This window comes from Paenibacillus sp. ISL-20 (genome assembly GCF_018613005.1).
Lineage (GTDB): Bacteria > Bacillota > Bacilli > Paenibacillales > Paenibacillaceae > Paenibacillus_AQ.
This window is the reverse complement of the sequence record NZ_JAGGRD010000026.1, coordinates 172,484-191,867: the sequence shown is the minus strand read 5'-3', so window position 1 is coordinate 191,867 and position 19,384 is coordinate 172,484. Positions and strand designations below refer to the sequence as shown.

At 48.5% G+C, this 19,384-nt stretch carries 19 protein-coding genes and 2 pseudogenes; 19 read left to right on the top strand and 2 right to left on the bottom strand.

The window, feature by feature from the left end; translation table 11 throughout:
- The first annotated feature begins 197 nt into the window (after positions 1 to 197).
- The 7 genes from J7E85_RS17285 to J7E85_RS17255 all read left to right on the top strand — a co-directional run bounded on the left by J7E85_RS17285 (position 198) and on the right by J7E85_RS17255 (position 7,537).
- Positions 198 to 740, top strand: coding sequence for an RNA polymerase sigma factor (locus tag J7E85_RS17285; RefSeq protein ID WP_215159809.1), 543 nt, complete (start codon positions 198 to 200; stop codon positions 738 to 740).
- Positions 741 to 756: 16 nt separating this feature from the next.
- Positions 757 to 1,803 carry a hypothetical protein gene (locus J7E85_RS17280; protein WP_353049520.1) on the top strand — a complete coding sequence of 349 codons (1,047 nt, stop codon included), beginning with the start codon at positions 757 to 759 and terminating at the stop codon, positions 1,801 to 1,803.
- Between the two features lie 553 nt (positions 1,804 to 2,356).
- A complete protein-coding gene (locus J7E85_RS17275) occupies positions 2,357 to 3,322 on the top strand; it encodes an ABC transporter permease (RefSeq protein ID WP_076322943.1) in 966 nt (321 codons plus the stop codon).
- A gap of 15 nt (positions 3,323 to 3,337) precedes the next feature.
- Positions 3,338 to 4,210, top strand: coding sequence for a carbohydrate ABC transporter permease (locus J7E85_RS17270; RefSeq protein ID WP_215159807.1), 873 nt, complete (start codon positions 3,338 to 3,340; stop codon positions 4,208 to 4,210).
- Positions 4,211 to 4,259: 49 nt separating this feature from the next.
- Positions 4,260 to 5,885, top strand: coding sequence for an ABC transporter substrate-binding protein (locus tag J7E85_RS17265; RefSeq protein WP_215159805.1), 1,626 nt, complete (start codon positions 4,260 to 4,262; stop codon positions 5,883 to 5,885).
- Positions 5,886 to 5,991: 106 nt separating this feature from the next.
- Entirely contained in the window at positions 5,992 to 6,804 is an 813-nt protein-coding gene (locus tag J7E85_RS17260; protein WP_215159803.1) for a Nif3-like dinuclear metal center hexameric protein, read from the top strand.
- A 58-nt stretch (positions 6,805 to 6,862) separates the two neighbouring features.
- Positions 6,863 to 7,537 carry a GntR family transcriptional regulator gene (locus J7E85_RS17255; RefSeq protein ID WP_215159801.1) on the top strand — a complete coding sequence of 225 codons (675 nt, stop codon included), beginning with the start codon at positions 6,863 to 6,865 and terminating at the stop codon, positions 7,535 to 7,537.
- A gap of 83 nt (positions 7,538 to 7,620) precedes the next feature.
- Here J7E85_RS17255 and J7E85_RS17250 read toward each other — a convergent pair whose 3' ends face one another.
- Positions 7,621 to 8,394, bottom strand: a complete 774-nt coding sequence (locus tag J7E85_RS17250) for a sporulation protein (protein ID WP_215159799.1) — start codon at positions 8,392 to 8,394, stop codon at positions 7,621 to 7,623.
- Positions 8,395 to 8,625: 231 nt separating this feature from the next.
- On the opposite strand from J7E85_RS17250, the gene rlmD reads away from it, so the two are divergent.
- From rlmD to J7E85_RS17225, 6 genes and pseudogenes are all read left to right on the top strand, one after another.
- Positions 8,626 to 10,224, top strand: coding sequence for a 23S rRNA (uracil(1939)-C(5))-methyltransferase RlmD (gene rlmD / locus J7E85_RS17245; RefSeq protein ID WP_215159797.1), 1,599 nt, complete (start codon positions 8,626 to 8,628; stop codon positions 10,222 to 10,224).
- Positions 10,225 to 10,288: 64 nt separating this feature from the next.
- Positions 10,289 to 10,864, top strand: a complete 576-nt coding sequence (locus tag J7E85_RS17240; protein WP_215159795.1) for a DUF4256 domain-containing protein — start codon at positions 10,289 to 10,291, stop codon at positions 10,862 to 10,864.
- 380 nt (positions 10,865 to 11,244) lie between these two features.
- The gene (locus tag J7E85_RS17235; protein ID WP_215159794.1) at positions 11,245 to 11,820 is read left to right on the top strand and encodes a 50S ribosomal protein L25; all 576 of its coding nucleotides are present in this window, start codon (positions 11,245 to 11,247) and stop codon (positions 11,818 to 11,820) included.
- A gap of 109 nt (positions 11,821 to 11,929) precedes the next feature.
- Positions 11,930 to 12,058, top strand: coding sequence for a hypothetical protein (locus J7E85_RS34595; protein ID WP_285228826.1), 129 nt, complete (start codon positions 11,930 to 11,932; stop codon positions 12,056 to 12,058).
- Positions 12,027 to 12,730, top strand: a pseudogene (locus J7E85_RS17230) (DNA alkylation repair protein). Before J7E85_RS34595 ends, J7E85_RS17230 begins: the two are co-directional and overlap by 32 nt.
- A 149-nt stretch (positions 12,731 to 12,879) precedes the next feature.
- Positions 12,880 to 13,161: pseudogene (locus J7E85_RS17225) on the top strand (iron chaperone); the annotation flags it as partial.
- A 37-nt stretch (positions 13,162 to 13,198) separates the two neighbouring features.
- Here J7E85_RS17225 and J7E85_RS17220 read toward each other — a convergent pair.
- The gene (locus tag J7E85_RS17220) at positions 13,199 to 13,627 is read right to left on the bottom strand and encodes a GNAT family N-acetyltransferase (RefSeq protein ID WP_215159788.1); all 429 of its coding nucleotides are present in this window, start codon (positions 13,625 to 13,627) and stop codon (positions 13,199 to 13,201) included.
- Positions 13,628 to 13,974: 347 nt separating this feature from the next.
- Here J7E85_RS17220 and erm point away from each other — a divergent pair, with 347 nt between their 5' ends.
- From erm to J7E85_RS17190, 6 genes are all read left to right on the top strand, one after another.
- A complete protein-coding gene (erm, locus tag J7E85_RS17215; RefSeq protein ID WP_215159786.1) occupies positions 13,975 to 14,841 on the top strand; it encodes a 23S ribosomal RNA methyltransferase Erm in 867 nt (288 codons plus the stop codon).
- A gap of 127 nt (positions 14,842 to 14,968) precedes the next feature.
- Positions 14,969 to 15,346, top strand: a complete 378-nt coding sequence (locus J7E85_RS17210) for a MerR family transcriptional regulator (RefSeq protein ID WP_215159784.1) — start codon at positions 14,969 to 14,971, stop codon at positions 15,344 to 15,346.
- A complete protein-coding gene (locus tag J7E85_RS17205) occupies positions 15,343 to 15,663 on the top strand; it encodes a thioredoxin family protein (RefSeq protein WP_215159783.1) in 321 nt (106 codons plus the stop codon). The genes J7E85_RS17210 and J7E85_RS17205 overlap by 4 nt, the downstream gene beginning before the upstream one ends.
- 224 nt (positions 15,664 to 15,887) lie before the next feature.
- The gene (locus J7E85_RS17200; protein ID WP_215159782.1) at positions 15,888 to 16,901 is read left to right on the top strand and encodes a phosphotransferase family protein; all 1,014 of its coding nucleotides are present in this window, start codon (positions 15,888 to 15,890) and stop codon (positions 16,899 to 16,901) included.
- On the top strand, positions 16,859 to 17,230 hold the full coding sequence (locus J7E85_RS17195) for an SDR family NAD(P)-dependent oxidoreductase (RefSeq protein WP_251035781.1): 372 nt from the start codon (positions 16,859 to 16,861) through the stop codon (positions 17,228 to 17,230). Before J7E85_RS17200 ends, J7E85_RS17195 begins: the two co-directional genes overlap by 43 nt.
- A 150-nt stretch (positions 17,231 to 17,380) precedes the next feature.
- Positions 17,381 to 19,309 carry a PAS domain S-box protein gene (locus tag J7E85_RS17190; RefSeq protein ID WP_215159780.1) on the top strand — a complete coding sequence of 643 codons (1,929 nt, stop codon included), beginning with the start codon at positions 17,381 to 17,383 and terminating at the stop codon, positions 19,307 to 19,309.
- Positions 19,310 to 19,384 lie beyond the last annotated feature (75 nt).

The window sequence follows — 19,384 nt, the reverse complement described above, 5'->3', positions numbered from 1 at the left end:
TACTCTACAGGGTACAGTTTAAAATGGATCGGCTTTTTTGTCGTTACAAAGCTGTCCAATGGACCTGTCGCCCTTGCAAAGGGATCATTTTTTCGAAAGATGTGTAGGGTTTTTGGAATTATAGGTGTCTTATATAGTAGCACCGGATCTATGGCTTGGTTCAACAAAATAGTTGGTTATAAAAGGGGGGAGGGTCCATGGAGGATCGGACATTGCTGGATGGGCTTGCGAGGAAAGATCCGTTATGTTTTGAAACTTTGGTTGACCGCTATTCACGCTACATAGCCGCGGTGGTCGCTAAGGTGGCTGGTGGACGATTTAATTCCTACGATGTGGAGGAAATCACCGGTGACGTGCTGGTCAAGCTGTGGACAGACGGGTCCACAATCATGCTGCGCGGAGATAGTCTCAAGCCTTATCTGGCCATCACCGCGCGTAATCATACCTTGAATGTTTTACGAAAAAGACAGCGGGTCATTGAATCCGAGTTGGAAGATGATGCCGTTTCTTGCCCCTCAGCGGAGGCATTGGCTATTCTCCGGCAGGAGAAGGAAACGATAAGCGGCATGGTGCAGGGTATGGGCGAACCGGATCGCGAAATATTCATCCGAAGGTACTTCTACTTGGAGAAAGTCCGCGATATTGCAAGCAGGCTGAATATGCAGGAGAAAGCCGTCACCGCTCGGATCCGCCGGGCAAGGGACAAACTGCGCATTCATTATGAAACCGAGAATCCGTAGGATTTCTATAAGGATCGTGTCTATAGGAGTGAAGCTTCAAATCGATAGCGAAAGGGGATGGAGGCAAGTGAAGCGGCGAATTGTAGATATTATGGCCAATATCGACAATCAGGAGCTGGACAATCTCCTCCTTACGGAGGAAGAGGAACGCGAGTTGACGCAGCAGATCAGTATGGAACGAATCAAGAACCGAGCGATGAACCGTATTCAAGAGGAGGAAACGATGGTGTTTAAAAACAGGAAAGTAAAAAAATATAAAGCGAGTATCGTTATCGCTGCGGCGATGATTATGATACTTAGCACGACCGCTTTTGCGAGCCAATACATGGATAGTTTGAAGCAGTTCTTCGGTCAATCCGCGTCCATTGCGGAAGATGAGCGATCACCCATACAAGGAAGTGATACCGTGTCCGGGGTGACCATGAATGTTGAAGAAGGCATATATGTCGGTAACAGCGGCTATTTGGTTGTCAGCTTTACGAAAGAGGATGGTACGCCATTCCCTGCGGGTGTTTCGATACCCGGACTTGAACTGAAAACGGAACATAATGTGAATTATATGGTGGGGCAGCAACTTCTTGACGATAACAAAAAGCTTGTCGGCGTATTTGAGATGGATGCGATGAGTGACCTCGACGGGTTAAAGGCACGGATTACAGCCGATCGAATCACGGCAGCGGACGACACCCATACCGTCGAAGGGCCATGGGATGTTAAATTCACCATTTCTCCCAGCAAGCAAAGAGAGCAGAGCCTGAATCTGGCGATTGATGATGGTGAGGAAGCACTGTCTCTCAGCACCATTAGCGTATCTTCCATCGGTGTGGCCATCGAAGGCAAGCGTACGGACGGTGAGCTGGATAAACTGCCGGAATACACGCCGGAGGTTAAGGTCACCGCCGCAGACGGATCAGAACTGATCCTTCATGCTAGCTCGACAAGTACGACAATGAGAGGGTTTCAATGGCTGTATAATCTGGACAGCAAGAATAACCTTGTTTTTCTGGGGGATATGGATATCAAGAGTATCAGCATTGACGGCAACGTGACGGAGCTGAAGTAAATCTTGAGCTGGCAGGGGGAAACCTCGAGGGGCAGAAGCGAAGACTTCTGCCCTTTATGCATGATGAATACCTAGGCAGGAATGGAATCCGAAAGCCGTGACGCAACAGGCCATAGCCTGAATGCGCTCACGGCTTTTTTTAGGCAGGGGATCGAATTTTATACATGAGAAAAAAATGTATTGAAAATGTATTGAAATTGTAGAAAACGTCCATTAAAATGAAACTAACTACCATACTAGTTATACTAGTATGGTGAAAGTGACTCTCTACATAGGTGGGAGAAGCAGCTGGTTCACTTTGTCAGTCAAACGTTCAAGATACGGGAGTCTATTTTTTGAACATAATTGTAAGCGTTTAACATTGGAGGGGGGATCAATAGAGGCCGGATATTACCCATTATTCTGCCGTAACAGTAGCAGCCTGTTTATAGCCACAATAAATGAAAGCGATTTCATAACGAGTGTTGAGTGGAGATGGATCATGAAATACGGCCGTATTCCATGAATGAAGAGGTATGAGAAGAGGCCATACGGAATGGAGTGAATAACGTCGATGGAGCCAAAAGTTGTAAACCATTCTTTGCCAGCAGTGAAAACAGCAAAGAAAACACCCAAACTTAAAACCGTCGCTGCCCTGGTCCGGAAGGATTGGCAGCTGTATTCCCTGTTGATTTTGCCGGTTATGTACCTGCTCATTTTTAAATACGGACCGATGATTGGCAACGTGATCGCTTTCAGGCGATTTATGCCCGGAGGCAGCATCTACGGGGAGAAATGGGTAGGACTCCACTATTTCAACATGTTTGTCCATGACCCTGCGTTCTGGAACGTGTTCAAGAACACCCTGCTTCTTGGTGCGTTGTCCCTGCTCTTTACGTTCCCGGTTCCCATCATCTTTGCACTGCTGCTGAATGAGGTGAAGAGCAAGCGATTCAAGAAATTCGTCCAGACGGCTTCTTATCTCCCGCACTTTTTGTCCATCGTCATCGTTGCCGGGATGATCCTGCAATTGACGTCGGTTAATGGCTCTGTTAACTCGCTTGTTGAGTTCTTTAATGGAGAACGAATCAATTTCATGCAGCGCGCCGAGTGGTTCCGGACGATCTATATCTCTTCGGAAATATGGCAGGGCATGGGCTGGGGCGCGATTCTGTATCTGGCCGCATTAACGACGATTGATGAATCCCTGTACGAGGCGGCGAGGATCGACGGGGCTAACCGCTGGAAGCAAACGCTGTTTGTCACGATTCCGGGTATCCTCCCGACAATTGTGACGCTGCTGATCCTGAATATGGGAGCGTTCCTCGCGGTAGGGTTCGAGAAAATATTGCTGCTGTACAATCCGGTCATCTATGAGACGGCCGACGTCATCTCGACTTACTTGTACCGGGTCGGTCTCGTATCAAACAACTTCAGTTATGCTACAGCCATCGGATTGTTCGAGTCCGTGATCGGACTTATATTGGTCTTCTCCGTGAATGCGATCTCGCGAAGACTGACGGATCGAAGCTTATGGTAAGGAGGGAGCACTTATATGAAGGAATCAAGATCCTATAAGGCATTCAAAGTGTGCAATGCCATTATTCTGCTGTTCGTTGTCTTCATCACGCTGTACCCCTTCCTGAATGTGGTTGCTCAATCCTTCAGCAGCGAGTCGTACATCAACTCAGGGAAGGTGAACTTAATTCCCAGAGGCTTCAATATCGATACCTACAAAACCGTGACCAAAGACGCCATGTTCTGGACGAATTACAAAAACACTGTCGTTTACAGCGTGGTTGGCACTGCGATATCCATGTTCTTAACAACGATCTTTGCTTACGCCTTATCCAAGAAAAGGTTAGTAGGCCGCAAGTTTCTGACAATGTTTGCCGTGTTCACGATGTTCTTCAACGGAGGGCTGATCCCGAACTATGTGCTCATTAACAGCCTCGGCTTCAGCAACTCGATCTGGGCCATTGTAATCCCGGGAGCCATCAGCATCTACAACATGCTCATCATGAAATCCTTTTTTGAAAATATGCCGGAAGAGCTGGAGGAAGCCGCGGCCATTGACGGCCTGAACACCTATGGCATGCTGCTTCGGATCGTGCTGCCCTTAAGCAAAGCGGTGATCGCGACCATGGTCCTCTTCTATGCAGTCGGGCACTGGAACTCCTGGTTTCCGGCCTTTCTGTACCTGGATCAGAAGGAACTCTTCCCGGTCACGATTTATTTGCGGAACATGATAGCGGGCGCGACAGGCGTGACTTCCGCAGGCGCCACTTCTGCCGATAACTTGACGCAGATATCTGCCAATATCAAATCGGTGACCATGGTGCTGACCATTTTGCCGATATTGACGATTTACCCGTTCGTGCAGCGATATTTCGTAACCGGCATCATGCTTGGGTCCGTAAAGCAATAGGATTATCCATCCGATTGGCCATTATTGATATTTTGGGGGGAATAGGAAAATGAAAAAAAGTCCTCGTTCGTTTGCTGGCAAAGCTTTATTAATATCGTTGATTGTTGCGGTATTGGCGGCGTGTACCGATAAAACAGGCGGTAAAGAGGCCGAGAATCAAGATAAGGGCGCCATGGAAACTTACGCGGTAGGCGATACGTTCAAGGCGACGGAGCCCTTCGATTTGTCCATCCTTTACAGCGACCAGCCAGCTTATCCTTACAAGCAGGACTGGATGCTTTTTGCTAAACTAAAAGAAATGACAAACGTGACCTTGAAGCCGACGATCGTGCCGATGAGTGATTACAGTCAAAAGCGCAGTCTGCTGATCAGCTCCGGTGACGCTCCGTTGGTCATTCCGAAGACTTACCCCGGGGAGGAATCCGCGTTTGTGGCTTCCGGTGCAATTCTGCCGATTAGCGATTACATTGATCTGATGCCGAATTTCAAGGACAAGATCGAGAAATGGGATATGGAGAGCGAACTGGAGGGACTTCGCCAAGAGGACAAGAAATATTATGTGCTTCCGGGCTTGCATGAGGCGGTGTGGCCGGACTATACGCTGATCGTGCGTACGGATATTTTCGAAAAGCATAACATCGCGATTCCGACCACCTGGGATGAGCTGTATACGGCCATGAAGCAGCTGAAGCAGGATTACCCGGACGTTACGCCGTTCTCCGACCGCTTCAAATTCAACAGTACGCTGAACATCGCGGCTACGGGCTTTGGCACCAAAGGCGGATGGGGTTACGGCAGCGGACTTACGTATGAGGAAGACACGGATGAATTTGTGTACACGGCAGTAACGGATGAATATAAGGATATGCTGGCCTACTTCCACAAGCTGGTGAATGAAGGATTACTGGACAAAGAGAGCTTTACCCAGGATGACGATCAGGCTGTGCAAAAGTTCGTGACCGGCAAATCCTTCATCATTAACGGCAACTCCCAGACCGTGGTCCAGCACCGTAATGATATGGACAAAACGCTGGGCGAAGGCAAGTATGCAATCAGCAAAATCACGGTTCCCGGCGGCCCGGCAGGCCAGCTGATGTCCGGCAGCCGACTCGAGAACGGAGTGATGATCTCTTCCAAGGTGAAAGAGAGTGAGCACTTTAAAGCCATCCTGCAGTTTATCGACTGGCTCTATTACAGCGATGAGGGACAGGAATTTACGAAGTGGGGCGTAGAAGGCGTGACGTATACCAAGGAAGGCGGCGTACGCAAGCTGATGGACGACATTAACTACAACGGACTGAATCCGAAGGGAACGAAGGATCTGCGGATCGAGCATGGCTTCTCGGGCGGGGTGTTTGCATACGGCGGTACAACCGAGCTGCTTCAATCCATGTTCAGCGAGGAAGAGCAGCAGTTCCAGAAGAGCATGAGCGAAACGAAAACCGTCGTGAAGCCGGAGCCGCCGATTCCGTACTCGGTCGAAGAACGCGAGCGAGTGACGCTTTTGAGCACGCCGCTGAAGGACTACACGGATCAGAACACACTGAAGTTCATTCTGGGGGACCGCGATCTCGCCGAGTACGACAAGTTCGTGAAGGAGCTGGATAGCCAGGGCGTGGGACAATACCTGGAGATTGCGAATAAGACTTATAAAAATTATAAAGAGCAACAATAACTAACGGATCAACAGGCTGTCGTTTCTTTTTGGAAAGGCAGCCTGTTTTCAACTTCGGACGGTTACGATGCTCCTGCAATGTTGACGACAAGGAGGTTGTTCTAATTTGAGTGTGACCGTTCAAGACGTAATCGACCGGTTAACAGAACCGGCGGGACAGGGACACTTTGAATCCACGGTGGACATGGTTGTAGTTGTAGCTGGAAGCGCGGATGCCATCGTTCATGGCATTGCCGTCACGTTCGCCGCCTCGCATTCGGTTTTACAGAGAGCCATACAAGCGGGAGCAAACCTTGTGATTACCCATGAGGGGGTCTTTTACAGCCACCATGAGGATGGAGTGGAAGGGATGCAGGCAAGTGCTGTCCACCAGGATAAAATAGATCTGATCCAATCCGGCAATCTAACGATTTACCGGTTTCATGATGCGCCTCACAGGTACGTTCCCGACATGATTACGCAGGGATTGGTTCAGGCGCTGGACTGGGAACCATATATCGATAAGTACCTTCCGACAGCGGCCGTAGTCACACTGCCCGGAGAAATGACAGTTCAGGATGTTGTGGAAGATATAAAAAGAAAGCTGAATCTTCCGTATCTTCGTTATATCGGGAACCAAAGAGGAACATGCTCCAGAATCGGCATAACCGTTGGCTACCGGGGCGGCGGAACGCACGCCATTCCCCTTTGTGTGAATGAGCGGCTGGATCTTCTTATCGCCGGCGAAGGCCCGGAATGGGAGACGCCCGAATACATCGGCGATGCAGCGGCCCAAGGCCGGAACCCGTCCATGCTCCTGCTTGGCCATGCCGCCAGCGAGGAGCCCGGTATGGTCTGCGTGGCGGAGCGGCTGCGAGAGTTTTTTCCGAAGATTCCCGTACATGATATACCGTCCGTGCCCTTGATTCAGGTAATATAGAGGGAGGATAACGTAAGCAAAGAGAACATAGAGCATAGGAGAAAGAGGTAACGTATATATGTCAACAGAGCAAAAGATTAAAGGCTCTACCAGGGAATATTCATATCAGCTACTGAAGGACCGGATTTTCCATCTGGAGCTGGAGCCGGGTACGAAAATCTCGGAAAAAGAAATTGCGGATGAATTGAACGTCAGCCGAACGCCGGTCCGGGAAGCGTTCATGAAACTTGCCGAGGAGGAACTGCTCGACATCATTCCGCAAAGCGGGACAATCGTATCCCGTATTAATCTCAGGCATGTTGAGGAAGGCCGGTTTATCCGGGAGAAGATCGAGAAGGAAATCGTGGCGCTCGCCTGTGAGTTTTTCCCCGAAGAGTTCCGTTTCCGTCTGGAAACCAATATTGCGCTTCAGGACGTATGCGCGGGCAACCATAATTTCTATAAGCTGTTTGAGCTGGACGAGGAGTTCCATCAAATTCTGTTTGAGGGTACGGGCAAAGAACGGACCTGGAAGATGCTGCAGCAATTGAATATTCATTTCAACCGTCTGCGGCAGCTTCGCCTGTCCAAGGACTCCAACTGGGAGCATATCATCTCGCAGCATAAAGAAATATATCAGCTGATCGTCCATAAACAAGCGGAGCAGGCCATGAACGTGATGGAGCGTCATCTGCGCCTTGTCGTTGTGGAGCAGGATATTTTACGCGAGAAGTATCCGCATTATTTTATTTAACAAGCGATATCATTCATTAAAAAACAATGACCCGCAGGAATATCACTTGGGAGCAAGTGAGCTGCCTTGCGGGCCATTTTTCATTAGATCGATCTGCGGATGACACGGTCAAGCATTTGGGCCACGTGGGATGGACCTTGATCCAGATCCTGTTGATCCAGGGTTACCCAGGAATGCTGTTCATCCATATCAAGTGATCGCTGGAGCCAGCCTGAAACGCCTCTGCCTCTGCGGTCGACTTCGACCAGAACGGAAATCCCGTCCTGCTCCGGATAGAGGATCAATTCAAGCTCTGTGATATGGCCGGCATAGGAGGAGCCAGGATAAAATTCAATTTCTTGCACAAATGGAACACCCCGGCCTAATCTCGGATGATATTCGCATGTTGCTATTTTGAAACTGAAGCCAAGGGCTTCCACGGCGTCAAACACAACGGATGCGTCCGCGTTCGGTTCAACGTCGATGAAATCACGATCCTTCGGATCGATGGCATTATCGATATCGAGTCCGGTATGGATCCATACCGGCTGCCGTGAAATGGTGAGCGGTGTTTCTAACGGCAGGGGAAAAGAGAATGGTATTTCCTGTTGATCGCCAGGCTTCAACGTGAGGCGGCTGGAGACATTGATTTTGGCAAGGGTATAGGATTCTATGTATTTCTTGTCGTCGCTTTCCTTGGTATATTCCGTCATCACTTTCAAGTAAATGCGGTCGACCGTCTGCTCTACGTTCCCTCCCTTAATGTGAATAATGCCGCGTACCTCTTCACCCGGATAATAGGAGGATTTCTCGAGATGCGTATCGATCTGGGCTGCTCCAATTCCTACACTGGCTAGCATTTTGTTGAAAAACGACATAAAAGATACCTCCATATGAGAATGTATGATAATGGAATTATACGCCGGGGGATCATCTCTGGTTTCCGAATTGTAAAAATATTTTTTTGCGGTTTTACGCAGTGAAGATGTTGACGCCAAGGAAGCAGAAGAACACCGATGAAATCGGGAAAAAGAACACGGCCCGTTAGCATTCACAGGTTCGGCATGGTATATTGGACACGATACCATTAAGGATGGAGAAATCAAGGCATGAGTGAACAACGACGTTCTGGACAAGGAACCAAAAACAACAAATCAACGGCATACGGGAAGAAGCCGGGTGAGCGGACAGCAGCGAACCAAGCTGGGGCGAAGCCGGCTTTTAAGCGTGAACATAGGAAGAACAAGGATTCGTTATCGTCTTCATCATATTCGAAGGCGAAACCATCCGATAAATATAAGCAAGAAGTACGCGGGCCAAGGCCTTCATCCGGACGTGAGCACGCAGATGATCTGCAAGCCGGTGACATTATAATCGTTACGATCAAACGGCTTGGGATCAACGGCGAAGGAGTCGGCTATTACCGCCGCAAGGCAGTGTTTATTGACGGAGCGATCACGAACGAAGTCGTCAAAGCCGAGGTAAAAGAGGTCCAGCCTAAGTTTATTAAGGCACAGCTTGTAGAAGTGGAGAAGCGTTCGCCTCACCGTATTGAGCCTCCTTGCCCGGTGTTTGGTATTTGCGGCGGATGCCAAATTCAGCATATCTCTTATGAGGGACAGTTGCAGGCCAAGACGGATATCGTGCGTGAAGCATTCAGCCGATACGCAGGACGTGACGACGTGAAGTTTAAGCCGATTCTCGGCATGGAGCACCCATGGGATTACCGGAATAAAGCACAGCTGCAGTTGAAACGGAAGGGCCATGAAGTGATCGCAGGGCTCTATGAAGCGGACAGCCATACGATTGTGGACATTAGCGGCTGCCCGATTCAGCACCCGAAGGTGAATGAAGCGGTGGAGAAGGTCAAATCCGTCCTAGAAGAATTGCGGATTCCGCTGCACAAAGAGAATGGAAACAAGGACGGCGTACGGACGATTGTGGTTCGCCACGGCTTCCAATCCGGGGAGATTCAGGTGACACTGGTCACGGCCGGAAGCAAGCTGCCAAGGCAGGACGATCTCGTTCGTCTGCTGCGCCTTACCATTCCGGAGGTGAGCGGGATTTCACTCAATATCAATCCGAAGAAAACCTCGCTCATTTTCGGAGACCGGACGATCTCGCTGTGGGGGGCCGAGAGCATGCAGGAATCGCTGAGCGACCTGCAATTCTCGCTGTCGCCCAGAGCGTTCTTCCAGCTGAATCCGCAGCAGACGGTCAAGCTGTATGAGTCGGTCCGGGGGGCAGCCGGATTGACGGGGAAGGAAACCGTCATCGATGCCTACTGCGGAACCGGCACGATCGGGCTGTGGCTTGCGCCTTATGCCCAGGAGGTGCGCGGGATCGAGGCGATCCCTGAAGCCGTCGAGGATGCCAAGGCCAATGCGCAGCGAAATGGACGTGCTAACGCGAGCTTTCACGTCGGCCAGGCAGAGGAACTGCTGCCGCGCTGGGTCAAGGAGGGCATGAAGCCGGACGTCATCATTGCCGACCCACCGCGCACCGGCATGGACCCGCGCTTCTTGGAGACAGTGCTCCGCACCAAGCCGAAGCGGTTTGTGTACGTTTCTTGCAATCCTTCAACCCTGGCGAAAGATTGCAAGGTTCTGCTGGAGGGCGGCTATGAAATCGAATGGGTGCAGCCGGTCGACATGTTCCCGCAGACAAGCCATGTGGAAGCGGTAACGTTGTTGGTGAGGAAAGAATAAATGAGATGAGATGTGATAGTGTTGCTCAAAGTTATACGGTGTGGTGGGTATCGCACATAATTGTATGAGGGGGGAATCTAACTTGGCAAAGGAATTGTCAACAGAGCAACGTGAAGGGCTACTCCATACATTGAAAGCCCGTTATGAGAAAAACATGTACCGCCATATAGGCCTGGAATGGGCTGACGTACAAGCAAAGCTCGTAGCAAATCCTGAAAAGCTATGGTCGCTCCATGAGATGGAAATAACCGGCGGAGAGCCGGATGTTGTAGGTCATGACAACAAGACGGGTGAATACATTTTTTATGATTGTTCAGCTGAGAGTCCAAAAGGCCGCCGAAGTATTTGTTACGACCGTGAAGCGCTGGAATCAAGAAAAGAACACAAACCGAAGAATAGTGCTGTTGAAATGGCAACCGCCATGGGCATAGAGTTGCTATCGGAAGAACAATACCGGGAATTGCAAAAACTTGGAAATTTCGATTTGAAAACATCGAGCTGGGTGGTAACACCTGCCAGTATTAGAAAACTCGGCGGAGCCATTTTTTGTGATCGCCGCTACGACACTGTCTTCGTGTACCACAATGGAGCGGAATCATACTATGCTGCCAGGGGATTCCGTGGCTCGCTAAGGGTCTGAATTTTGAAGGGGTTTTCGATAAATGTACGGTAGGGCAAATAGATGAGATGTTTTGATGGAACTACACAGAGGGGCGGAAAGCTCCTCTTTTTCGTATAATCATAACCACTCGGAATTCCTTCCTGTAATGGCCCCCCCATACCACCGCGGTCGACAACCCCCCTTTTCTATGATATGGTAGCAAGTAATTAGGCATTTCGTTCCCTTGGGGCGAGGTGCCTTCTCGCATATATAAAAGCGTTTTACATTAAATGTCTATCTGGAGGTGATGCAATGGTGCTCCTACTTTCCCCGCTACGGGGGGAGAAATCCGTAGTTCATTATGGATGATTGATGGTGAGTACACCCAAAATAACGATAATCTGAGGAGTGTTGTTGAGATGAGAGTAAATTTACGAGCAGAAACGCGCGCCGCGATGAACAAAACCGGGCTTAAGCAGCTTCGTCTTTCGGGGCGAATTCCGGCAATTGTATTTGGCACAGGGGAAGACAATATGATGATTCAACTGTCCGCCAAAGAATTCGGCAAATGGGCAAGGAACGGCAAAGGAGGAATCCTTGAGCTTCGTTTTGACGATCGGGAGCCGCTTCCGGTTTTGCTGGAGTCGGTTCAGCGTGATCCAATCACTCGTGAATACATCCATGTCGACTTTTTACGTATTAATATAAATGAAGTTGTGCGCACGAGAGTGAATCTCGATTACATCGGCACCGCCAAGGGAGCCAAACTTGGAGGTGTCGTCCAAATACAAAGCACGTTCATCGAGATTGAGTCCTTCCCGGACCGTATTCCTCCCACCATTCCTGTTGAAATCAGCGAACTGGAGATTGGGCATTCTTTACATGTCGGGGACCTTAAACTGCCTGACGGCGTCGTGCTGATCTCTTCGGCAAACGAACTGCTCGTGTCAGTGGTGACACCGAAAGTCCAGTCGGAAGAACCGGAGGCTATGTAACTTCTGCTGCCGGCGATTGCTTCCCGATATTCCATCGGGAAGCAATCGCCGTTTTTTTTGCTGAAAACCTTGAGCGTAATACAAGATTTTCCATCGGGGAGGACTAGGCTTGGCCGTCATTATTATTGTACACTCAAGTCATGTGGAGTGCGGCCTGCCGCTTACCCGGCAGCTGCATACTAAGCCAATGAAGGAAGTGTCGAACCATGAATGCAGAATCCGTTATGTTGGAGCTTGAGCACTCGGCAAGGAACGGCTCAAGAAAATGTACCTGTCCAATGGAGCGCGTGAACCGCTCTTTGGCGTAGCGACAGGCGCCATGAAGCCGATTGCCAAGAAAATCAAAATCAATCAGCCTTTGGCTGAGCAGCTTTACGCCACCGGAAACTATGACGCCATGTACTTTGCCGGCATCATTGCAGACCCTAAAGCGATGACGGCAGCGGATTATGATCGCTGGATGGATGCGGCCTATTTTTATATGCTGTCCGATTATGTGGTTGCCGTAACGTTGGCAGAGGCGGATATCGCGCAAGACGTTGCCGATCAATGGATCGCAAGCGGCGAAGAGCTTAGAATGTCGGCGGGATGGAGCTGTTACTGCTGGCTGCTCGGAAGCAGACCGGATCGTGAGTTCACGGAAAGTAAAATCTCGGCCATGCTCGAACTGGTGGAAAAGACCATCCACGAGTCTCCGGTCCGAACGAAATCCGCGATGAATAATTTCATGTACACTGTAGCCGTATCTTATTTGCCGCTCCATGATAAGGCGGTTGAGACCGCAAAGGCCGTAGGACCGGTAGAGATGAGGCGGGGCGATAAGAGCAAGTTCCTGAACGCTTCCGAAAATATTAGAAAAGAAGTTGAGAGAGGGAAGCTTGGTTTTAAACGCAAGTATGTGAGATGTTAAACCATTTCGTTTGGTTTAATCGCAAGGCAAGCCGGATTATGACGTAACGTTTTGATTGGTGTGCGATACAGGCGATAAACGGCTGGAAATGAATGCTGATCTCGTTTATGAAACCTATTAACCTGTGAAAGGGACGTTATTCCATGAAAGAGGACAAAATCAGCTACCAGATGCCGACCTTCGACTATCACGGAAATTTGGTGCATTTTGCGGCATTTAAGAAGCATATCGGTTTTTACCCGGCCCCTAGCGGCATTGAGGCGTTCCAAGATGAGTTAAAGGAATATCATAAGTCCAAAGGTACCTTGCAATTTCCCATCGATAAGCCTTTGCCCTATGACCTGATACGCCGAGTCGTTCAATATCGGGTCGAGCAAAACCTGCAAAAGGCAAACAGCAAATCAAAAGGGAAGAAGTCGGTGGAGAGCTGAGATGGAAGACCAGAGAAGGCGGTTTTACTGCCTTCTTTTAAAGTTCCTTTTTCAAATAGTAATGCGTATGCCGTCCGGCATTCTCGATCTTGCCATATACCTCATAACCCTGCTTGATGTAAAAATCCAAGGCTTGAAAGCTAAGTGTATCCAACTTTGCGAACTCGCATTGCTTCTCTATTGCTATTTTTTCCGCCTCGTTCAACAGCTTGGCTCCGTACCCCGATTTACGGTATGGTTCTTCCACGAATAAGTAGTGGATCTCCAGCCAGTTCCAGCATATTTCCCCCACAATCCCACCCAAAATCTGACCGTCCGCATTCCTCAACAATAAATTGATTTCCTGATACCGGCCTTTTAAGTCGTCTGGGAAGTACTTGAGATTATACGCAATCAATTGATTTCTCACATAATTTTTATCCTCGCTCTTTGACGCTATGACTTCATTCGTGAAATAGATTTCCATATCGGTTTGCTCCTTCTAGTATGCCAGTTGACTGATATTCATTAGAATTCGGAACCATTGAACCCTATCTTCCTCAGCATACCATACCCAGCCCATGGACCGACGGTAAAAAATCTTTTTAAAAGAATGTACCCGTGAGGCAGGGGAATGCCTATGCTATACTGTGGTTGTTATTTTATCCGTTTCATCTAAGGGAGGATTGTCCTAACATGTGTTGCATCGTATTCATACGTATTCGTTAATGAAGGTACAGAACATCTAAATCCATCCATTTTCATGTAAAAATGCGAAGGATTATTTGTGCTGTGCCTTTTTCATTACTATACGAATGAATGAGGTGCTTTTTTGTGTCCAAATATAATAAAAATCATCGGGAAAAGCTGAAGAAACCGTCTAACTTTTCCGCTCAACATTTATTAATCAGCAAACGGCTGATTCATGATATGATCAATTTGGCCCAGATCCGATCCACCGATACCGTTCTCGATATCGGAGCAGGGACAGGGACATTAACCTTTCCGCTGGCAAAGAAGGCGGCACATGTGCTCGCGATCGAGACAGATCCGGCGTTTGTGGATAAACTGTTCAGCAAGATAAAAGATGGAAGCAACATTCGCGTCAAGCAGTCTGATTTCCTGGAGGTTCCTCTTCCGAAAAGTCCGTTTGCCGTCGTGGCGAATATTCCGTATTCGATCACCACGCCGATCTTGGCGAGGCTGTTGGATCATCCTGGCGTGCCGCTGCAGCGAGCCGTGCTGCTTGTGGAAAAGGGTGCAGCCCAACGTTTTACGGCAGTTCCTGTTCAAGATCCGCGTATCTTAAGCTGGAGGATGCATTACGACATTCGGCTCGTGGGAACCGTATCGCCTCAACACTTTGCGCCGCCTCCCAAGGTGGATTCCGCTATTCTAACTATCAACCGGAGGAAGAAGCCGCTCATTGCCACGCAGCATCAGCCGAGGTTTACAGCGCTGGCAGCATACGGATTGCGGGACTCGCGGCTGCCGTTATTCGTGGCCCTGGCGGGCGTATTCACACCTCCCCAGATTACGAAGCTGGTCCGATTGCTGGGGGTGAATCGAGAGCTCCCCATCAGTAGGCTGAACGAAGAGCAGTGGGGAACTGTATTCCATACGATGCTCCAGCATGTGCTGCCAAGTCGTTGGCCCAAACTTTCTACAAGCTCCAAAGGCAAATCCAAGAAAAGAAAATAACATTCGATGGAGATCTCCGTCGTTTCTAATACGTTGCTTTTAAAATATTCACAGAATTCGCTTGACCCTGACACTAGTGTCAGGGTTTACAATGAAATCGAATCGTTCATTCAGGAGGCGTAGAAGCATGAAAATCGGAGAACTTGCAGCCCGTACCGGCGTCAGCATCCGTTCGCTTCGATACTACGAACAGCAAGGATTGCTTATGCCGGTTCGCAACGAGAACGGATACCGGGAGTATTCGATTTTCGCAGAAGAACAGGTGCGTACCATCCAGTTATATCTGAATCTTGGATTGACCACCGAGCAGATCGCCGGTTTCCTGCACTGCGTCTTGAAAAATAAAGAGGCGTTTTGCGCGGAGGTGTTCCCGATTTTCCGTCAAAAAATTGCCGAGATCGAGGCGCAAATCCACCAGCTGAACCATATCAAGATGAATCTGGAGGAACGCATGCAATCGATTCTGGATGAACGAGAATCGGAAGAAGCGGAGGAATGGAAATGAGTTTACCACGAATAGATGCAGCCAGCTTTCAAGGCGCGATTAAACAGAATGGAGTCACTCTTGTTGAATTTGGAGCCAAATGGTGCCCGCCGTGCAAAGTGCTGCTTCCCATCCTGGATGAGCTGAGTCAGGAAGAGGCGGGTCGCCTGGATGTCTATCAGGTGGATTGTGACGAATCCCCGGAGCTTGCCGCTCAATTCGGCATTATGTCCATGCCGACGGTGATTGTGTTTCATAACGGAGAACCGGCAGACAAACTTGTTGGACTTCGGCCTAAGAGTGTGTATCAAGCGGCGCTAGGCCGTTATGTATCATAGAATTGAATAATCGATGAATAAGCGAAAACGCCTCTGATGTTTGATGACACAGAGGCGTTTTCTATTGATGTAGAGGGCATTATTCGCCGTGTATCGAATTCTTATATAGCAACTGTAATAAGCTGCTGAAGCGGTTTGGGATTATCTGATTATTAGGATTTTTTTGTGGATAAATATATGCCTGGCAAGGCGCAGAAGCGTAAATTTTTAAGGAGGTGCTTTAATTGACAACAGAGATCTTTTTCTCAACCAACTCCATCGGTCATGTAAAGGATGAGCAGCTTCAAGCTATGCTGAACAGACACCATCTAGGGAACCTCATTTCAGCTGAGAAAACTTCTGAGGGAGTAGGAAATCAGACGTTGTTCATTAACTCGAGCCAAGGAAGCTATGTATTGAAGGGAAATCCTCTTTATGCAGGGCAGTTGGTTGAAGAGAAATTTTATACGGACTATTTGCAAGAGTATACATCACTGCCTTTATCGGCCCCATATCTGTTGGATGAATCCGGCGATATTTTCGGCTGGTGCTACGCGATCATGCCTCGTCTTCATGGCGTACATATGAATGATCCACAATTTAGAGCAAGGCTTGGTGCAGCGGATCGAATAGATATTGCCTCTTCAGCAGCTAACATTTTAAATGAAATGCACGGCTGGAAAGTGGATCAGTATGGCGAGCTCGATCCGAAAACGCGAAGAATTCGCCCGTTTGAGAGATCTTATAAAGAGTGGCTCTACCATCGAATTCGGTTTTGGTTGCAGGATGCCAAACAGTATTCCCAGATCACTCTAACCGATACGGAATGGGTGGAAGAGGTGCTGCGTGACTCGGCGGATGAGTTCGATAAGCATGGCTCACCCACTTTTGTTATGGGGGATTTCAAGGCAGAGAATATGCTGGTAGCGTATGATACGGCTTGTCAGGAGTGGCGAATTAGCGGCATTTTTGATTTTACAACCGGATATTTTGGGGATGGAACAGCGGATTTGCCTAAGATGGTGATAATGTATTGGGATTTCGAGGAACAGGAGATAGCGCGGCATTTTATACAGATGTACTTACAGGGCTCTGCAAATAAGGAAGGTTTTGTTGATCGATTTAGGGTGCATATGCTCCATCAGCGTATATTGGATTGGGGATGTGCCAAAACGATTGGTGCAGTCACTTGGGATCCGCAGCTAACCTTTTCCGAATGGGCAAAAGATTATGTTTATGCCATGGACTACTTGAGATAGTGGATTACGGGCGTATCGTAAACATCTCTTCCGGTCTTGGAGCCTTCGAAGTGATGCAGGGAGGATACGGTTTAAAAGGGTCATCCTCTGCTTACCGCATCTACAAAACGATGCTGAATGCATTAACCTGCCTCGTTTCGCAGGAAGTAGCCGATACCGGCATAAAGGTAAACGCGGTTTGCCCCGGCCGGGTTCAGACCGATATGGGTGGTGCAGATGCTCCGTTAACCGTTGCCGAAGGGGCTGATACAGCTGTATGGCTGGCGACGTTGGAGGATGATGGACCGAGCGGGGAGTACTTCCGTGAGCGGCAAAAGATTGCTTGGTAATGTGGTGAAAATTTCGCTATCAGGGGATGACGTCTACTCTTTGGTTTACCGATGATGACGCTGCTAATGATTAGCAGTATAAAAATACTCTGAAAAAGCCCCATTTCGAAGATGCTGATGTATAATAATCGGTATCAGGAGGTGCAGAGGATGAGTGATATCAACATTTTTGGTCATCAGGCTTTGTTTGAACATGTCTACAAAAGTGCTCCCATTGGCATTGGCCTGGTTACGATAGAAGGAAATTGGATCAGCGTAAATCCTGCGGCTTGCAAAATGTTTGGCTTCACGGAAGAAGAATTGATGTCACAGCCGGCAACCGATTATATTTATTCTGATTGCATTAACAATAAAGATAAATTGTTTCAGTCTTTGGACGAGTCGTCCTCAACTATTGCGGTGGAAAAACAATTCGTACATAGAGACGGCCATGGTATCTGGGCATCGATGCATGTTTCTCTGGTTCGTGACGAAAAGGATCAAACCCCTTTATTTTTCATTTCGCAAATTGTTGATATTACCCAGAGCAAGATAGCCGAGCGAAAGCTCCAAGAGAGTATTGAACGCTACACTTCGCTGAAGAAGTATAACCATGATGCGATCATCTCCTTCAATCTGGAGGGGAGGATCATTAACGGGAACCAGATGGCAGAGCAGCTGACTGGTTATAAGATTCCGGAATTAATTGGAACCAAGATCTCGAATTTGATCGGTGAACGTAATCTTACCCGCGTACTTTCTGCTTCAGCTGATTATGTTGCTGTCGAGAAGGGCATTAACGTCATCCATCACAAAGACGGACATACGGTTGAAGTGATCGCTACACTGGCACCCATTGTCATTCATAACAAGAATGTGGGTTTTTACATCATTGCCAAGGACATGACGGAGCAGAAGAGGCTCATCATCGAGAAGGAAGCAGCCGAGAAGACAAATAAAGCCAAGAGCGAGTTTCTGGCGATGATGAGCCATGAGATCCGTACGCCGATGAATGGTGTTATCGGGATGACGGACCTGATCCTTGAGACGGAGCTTGATGAGGAGCAGCGGGACTATGTACAGATCATTAAGAAAAGCGGGACAACCCTTCTGAACATCATCAATGATATTTTAGACTTTTCAAAAATCGAATCGGGCAGAACAGAGCTGGTGGAGGAAACATTTAACCTAAGAACGGCTTTGTCCGAGACATTGAACCTGATTCTTCCGAAGGCGCTGGAGAAAAATATTGAGGTGACCACTTCTGTAGCTTCTGACGTGCCGAATCAAGTGTATGGGGATGTGACGAAGCTGAGGCAGGTCTTAATGAACCTGCTTAGTAATGCCATTAAATTTACGCCTAATGGCGCCGTCTCCATCTCTGTGCAGTGTGTCGAGAACCAGGGGAACTCGGCCCTTATCCAATTCTCCGTTATGGATACGGGCATCGGTGTGACGAGTGAGAAGGTTGCGCAGCTATTTGAACCCTTTTATCAAGTGGACCATTATATGACCCGCCAGGTGGAAGGGACGGGACTGGGGCTGGCGATCTGTAAAAAACTCGTTCAGTTGATGGGCGGAGATATCTGGTATGAGAAGAATCAGAACCAGCCGGGGTCTGTCTTTACGTTTACGGTTGATTTTTCGTTTGAGTCGAATGCTGGCAATAAACAGGAGAATGAGGCCGTTCACGAGAATCACTCCTTAGGAAACGATCTGAAAATTTTGATTGCCGAGGATAATGAGGTGAATCAGTTAGTACTCAAGAAAATGATTGAGAAGTTGGGATACAATTCGACCACCGTCCAGAATGGACTCGAGGCGGTTGAAGCCTTCGGGCGTTACTCGTATGACATCGTGTTCATGGACATTCAGATGCCCTTCATGGATGGAACGGAAGCGGTCCGCGTCATAAAAGAATCGGCACCATCCGAAAAAGAGCCTTATATCGTGGCCGTCACGGCCCATGCGATCAAAGGCGATCGCGAGAAATATTTAGGGATGGGCATGGACGAGTATGTAAGCAAGCCTGTCAGCATGAAAGTTATTTCGGCCATTATTGATAAGTTTCTGGCTGAACGAGATATGTCTCAAGCCTAAACAGATGAAAGCTCAAGTGATCTCACTTGAGCTTTTGTTCATTCCACTGTTGAATAATTAGGAACCAAATAGTAT

Bases quoted from the DNA above. Each gene is read 5' to 3' on its own strand.
- J7E85_RS17285 (WP_215159809.1), top strand. From the start codon at position 198: ATGGAGGATCGGACATTGCTGGATGGGCTTGCGAGGAAAGATCCGTTA.
- J7E85_RS17275 (WP_076322943.1), top strand. From the start codon at position 2,357: ATGGAGCCAAAAGTTGTAAACCATTCTTTGCCAGCAGTGAAAACAGCA.
- J7E85_RS17270 (WP_215159807.1), top strand. From the start codon at position 3,338: ATGAAGGAATCAAGATCCTATAAGGCATTCAAAGTGTGCAATGCCATT.
- J7E85_RS17265 (WP_215159805.1), top strand. From the start codon at position 4,260: ATGAAAAAAAGTCCTCGTTCGTTTGCTGGCAAAGCTTTATTAATATCG.
- J7E85_RS17255 (WP_215159801.1), top strand. From the start codon at position 6,863: ATGTCAACAGAGCAAAAGATTAAAGGCTCTACCAGGGAATATTCATAT.
- J7E85_RS17250 (WP_215159799.1), bottom strand. From the start codon at position 8,394: ATGTCGTTTTTCAACAAAATGCTAGCCAGTGTAGGAATTGGAGCAGCC.
- rlmD (WP_215159797.1), top strand. From the start codon at position 8,626: ATGAGTGAACAACGACGTTCTGGACAAGGAACCAAAAACAACAAATCA.
- J7E85_RS17240 (WP_215159795.1), top strand. From the start codon at position 10,289: ATGAGGGGGGAATCTAACTTGGCAAAGGAATTGTCAACAGAGCAACGT.
- J7E85_RS17235 (WP_215159794.1), top strand. From the start codon at position 11,245: ATGAGAGTAAATTTACGAGCAGAAACGCGCGCCGCGATGAACAAAACC.
- J7E85_RS17220 (WP_215159788.1), bottom strand. From the start codon at position 13,627: ATGGAAATCTATTTCACGAATGAAGTCATAGCGTCAAAGAGCGAGGAT.
- J7E85_RS17210 (WP_215159784.1), top strand. From the start codon at position 14,969: ATGAAAATCGGAGAACTTGCAGCCCGTACCGGCGTCAGCATCCGTTCG.
- J7E85_RS17205 (WP_215159783.1), top strand. From the start codon at position 15,343: ATGAGTTTACCACGAATAGATGCAGCCAGCTTTCAAGGCGCGATTAAA.
- J7E85_RS17195 (WP_251035781.1), top strand. From the start codon at position 16,859: ATGGGCAAAAGATTATGTTTATGCCATGGACTACTTGAGATAGTGGAT.
- J7E85_RS17190 (WP_215159780.1), top strand. From the start codon at position 17,381: ATGAGTGATATCAACATTTTTGGTCATCAGGCTTTGTTTGAACATGTC.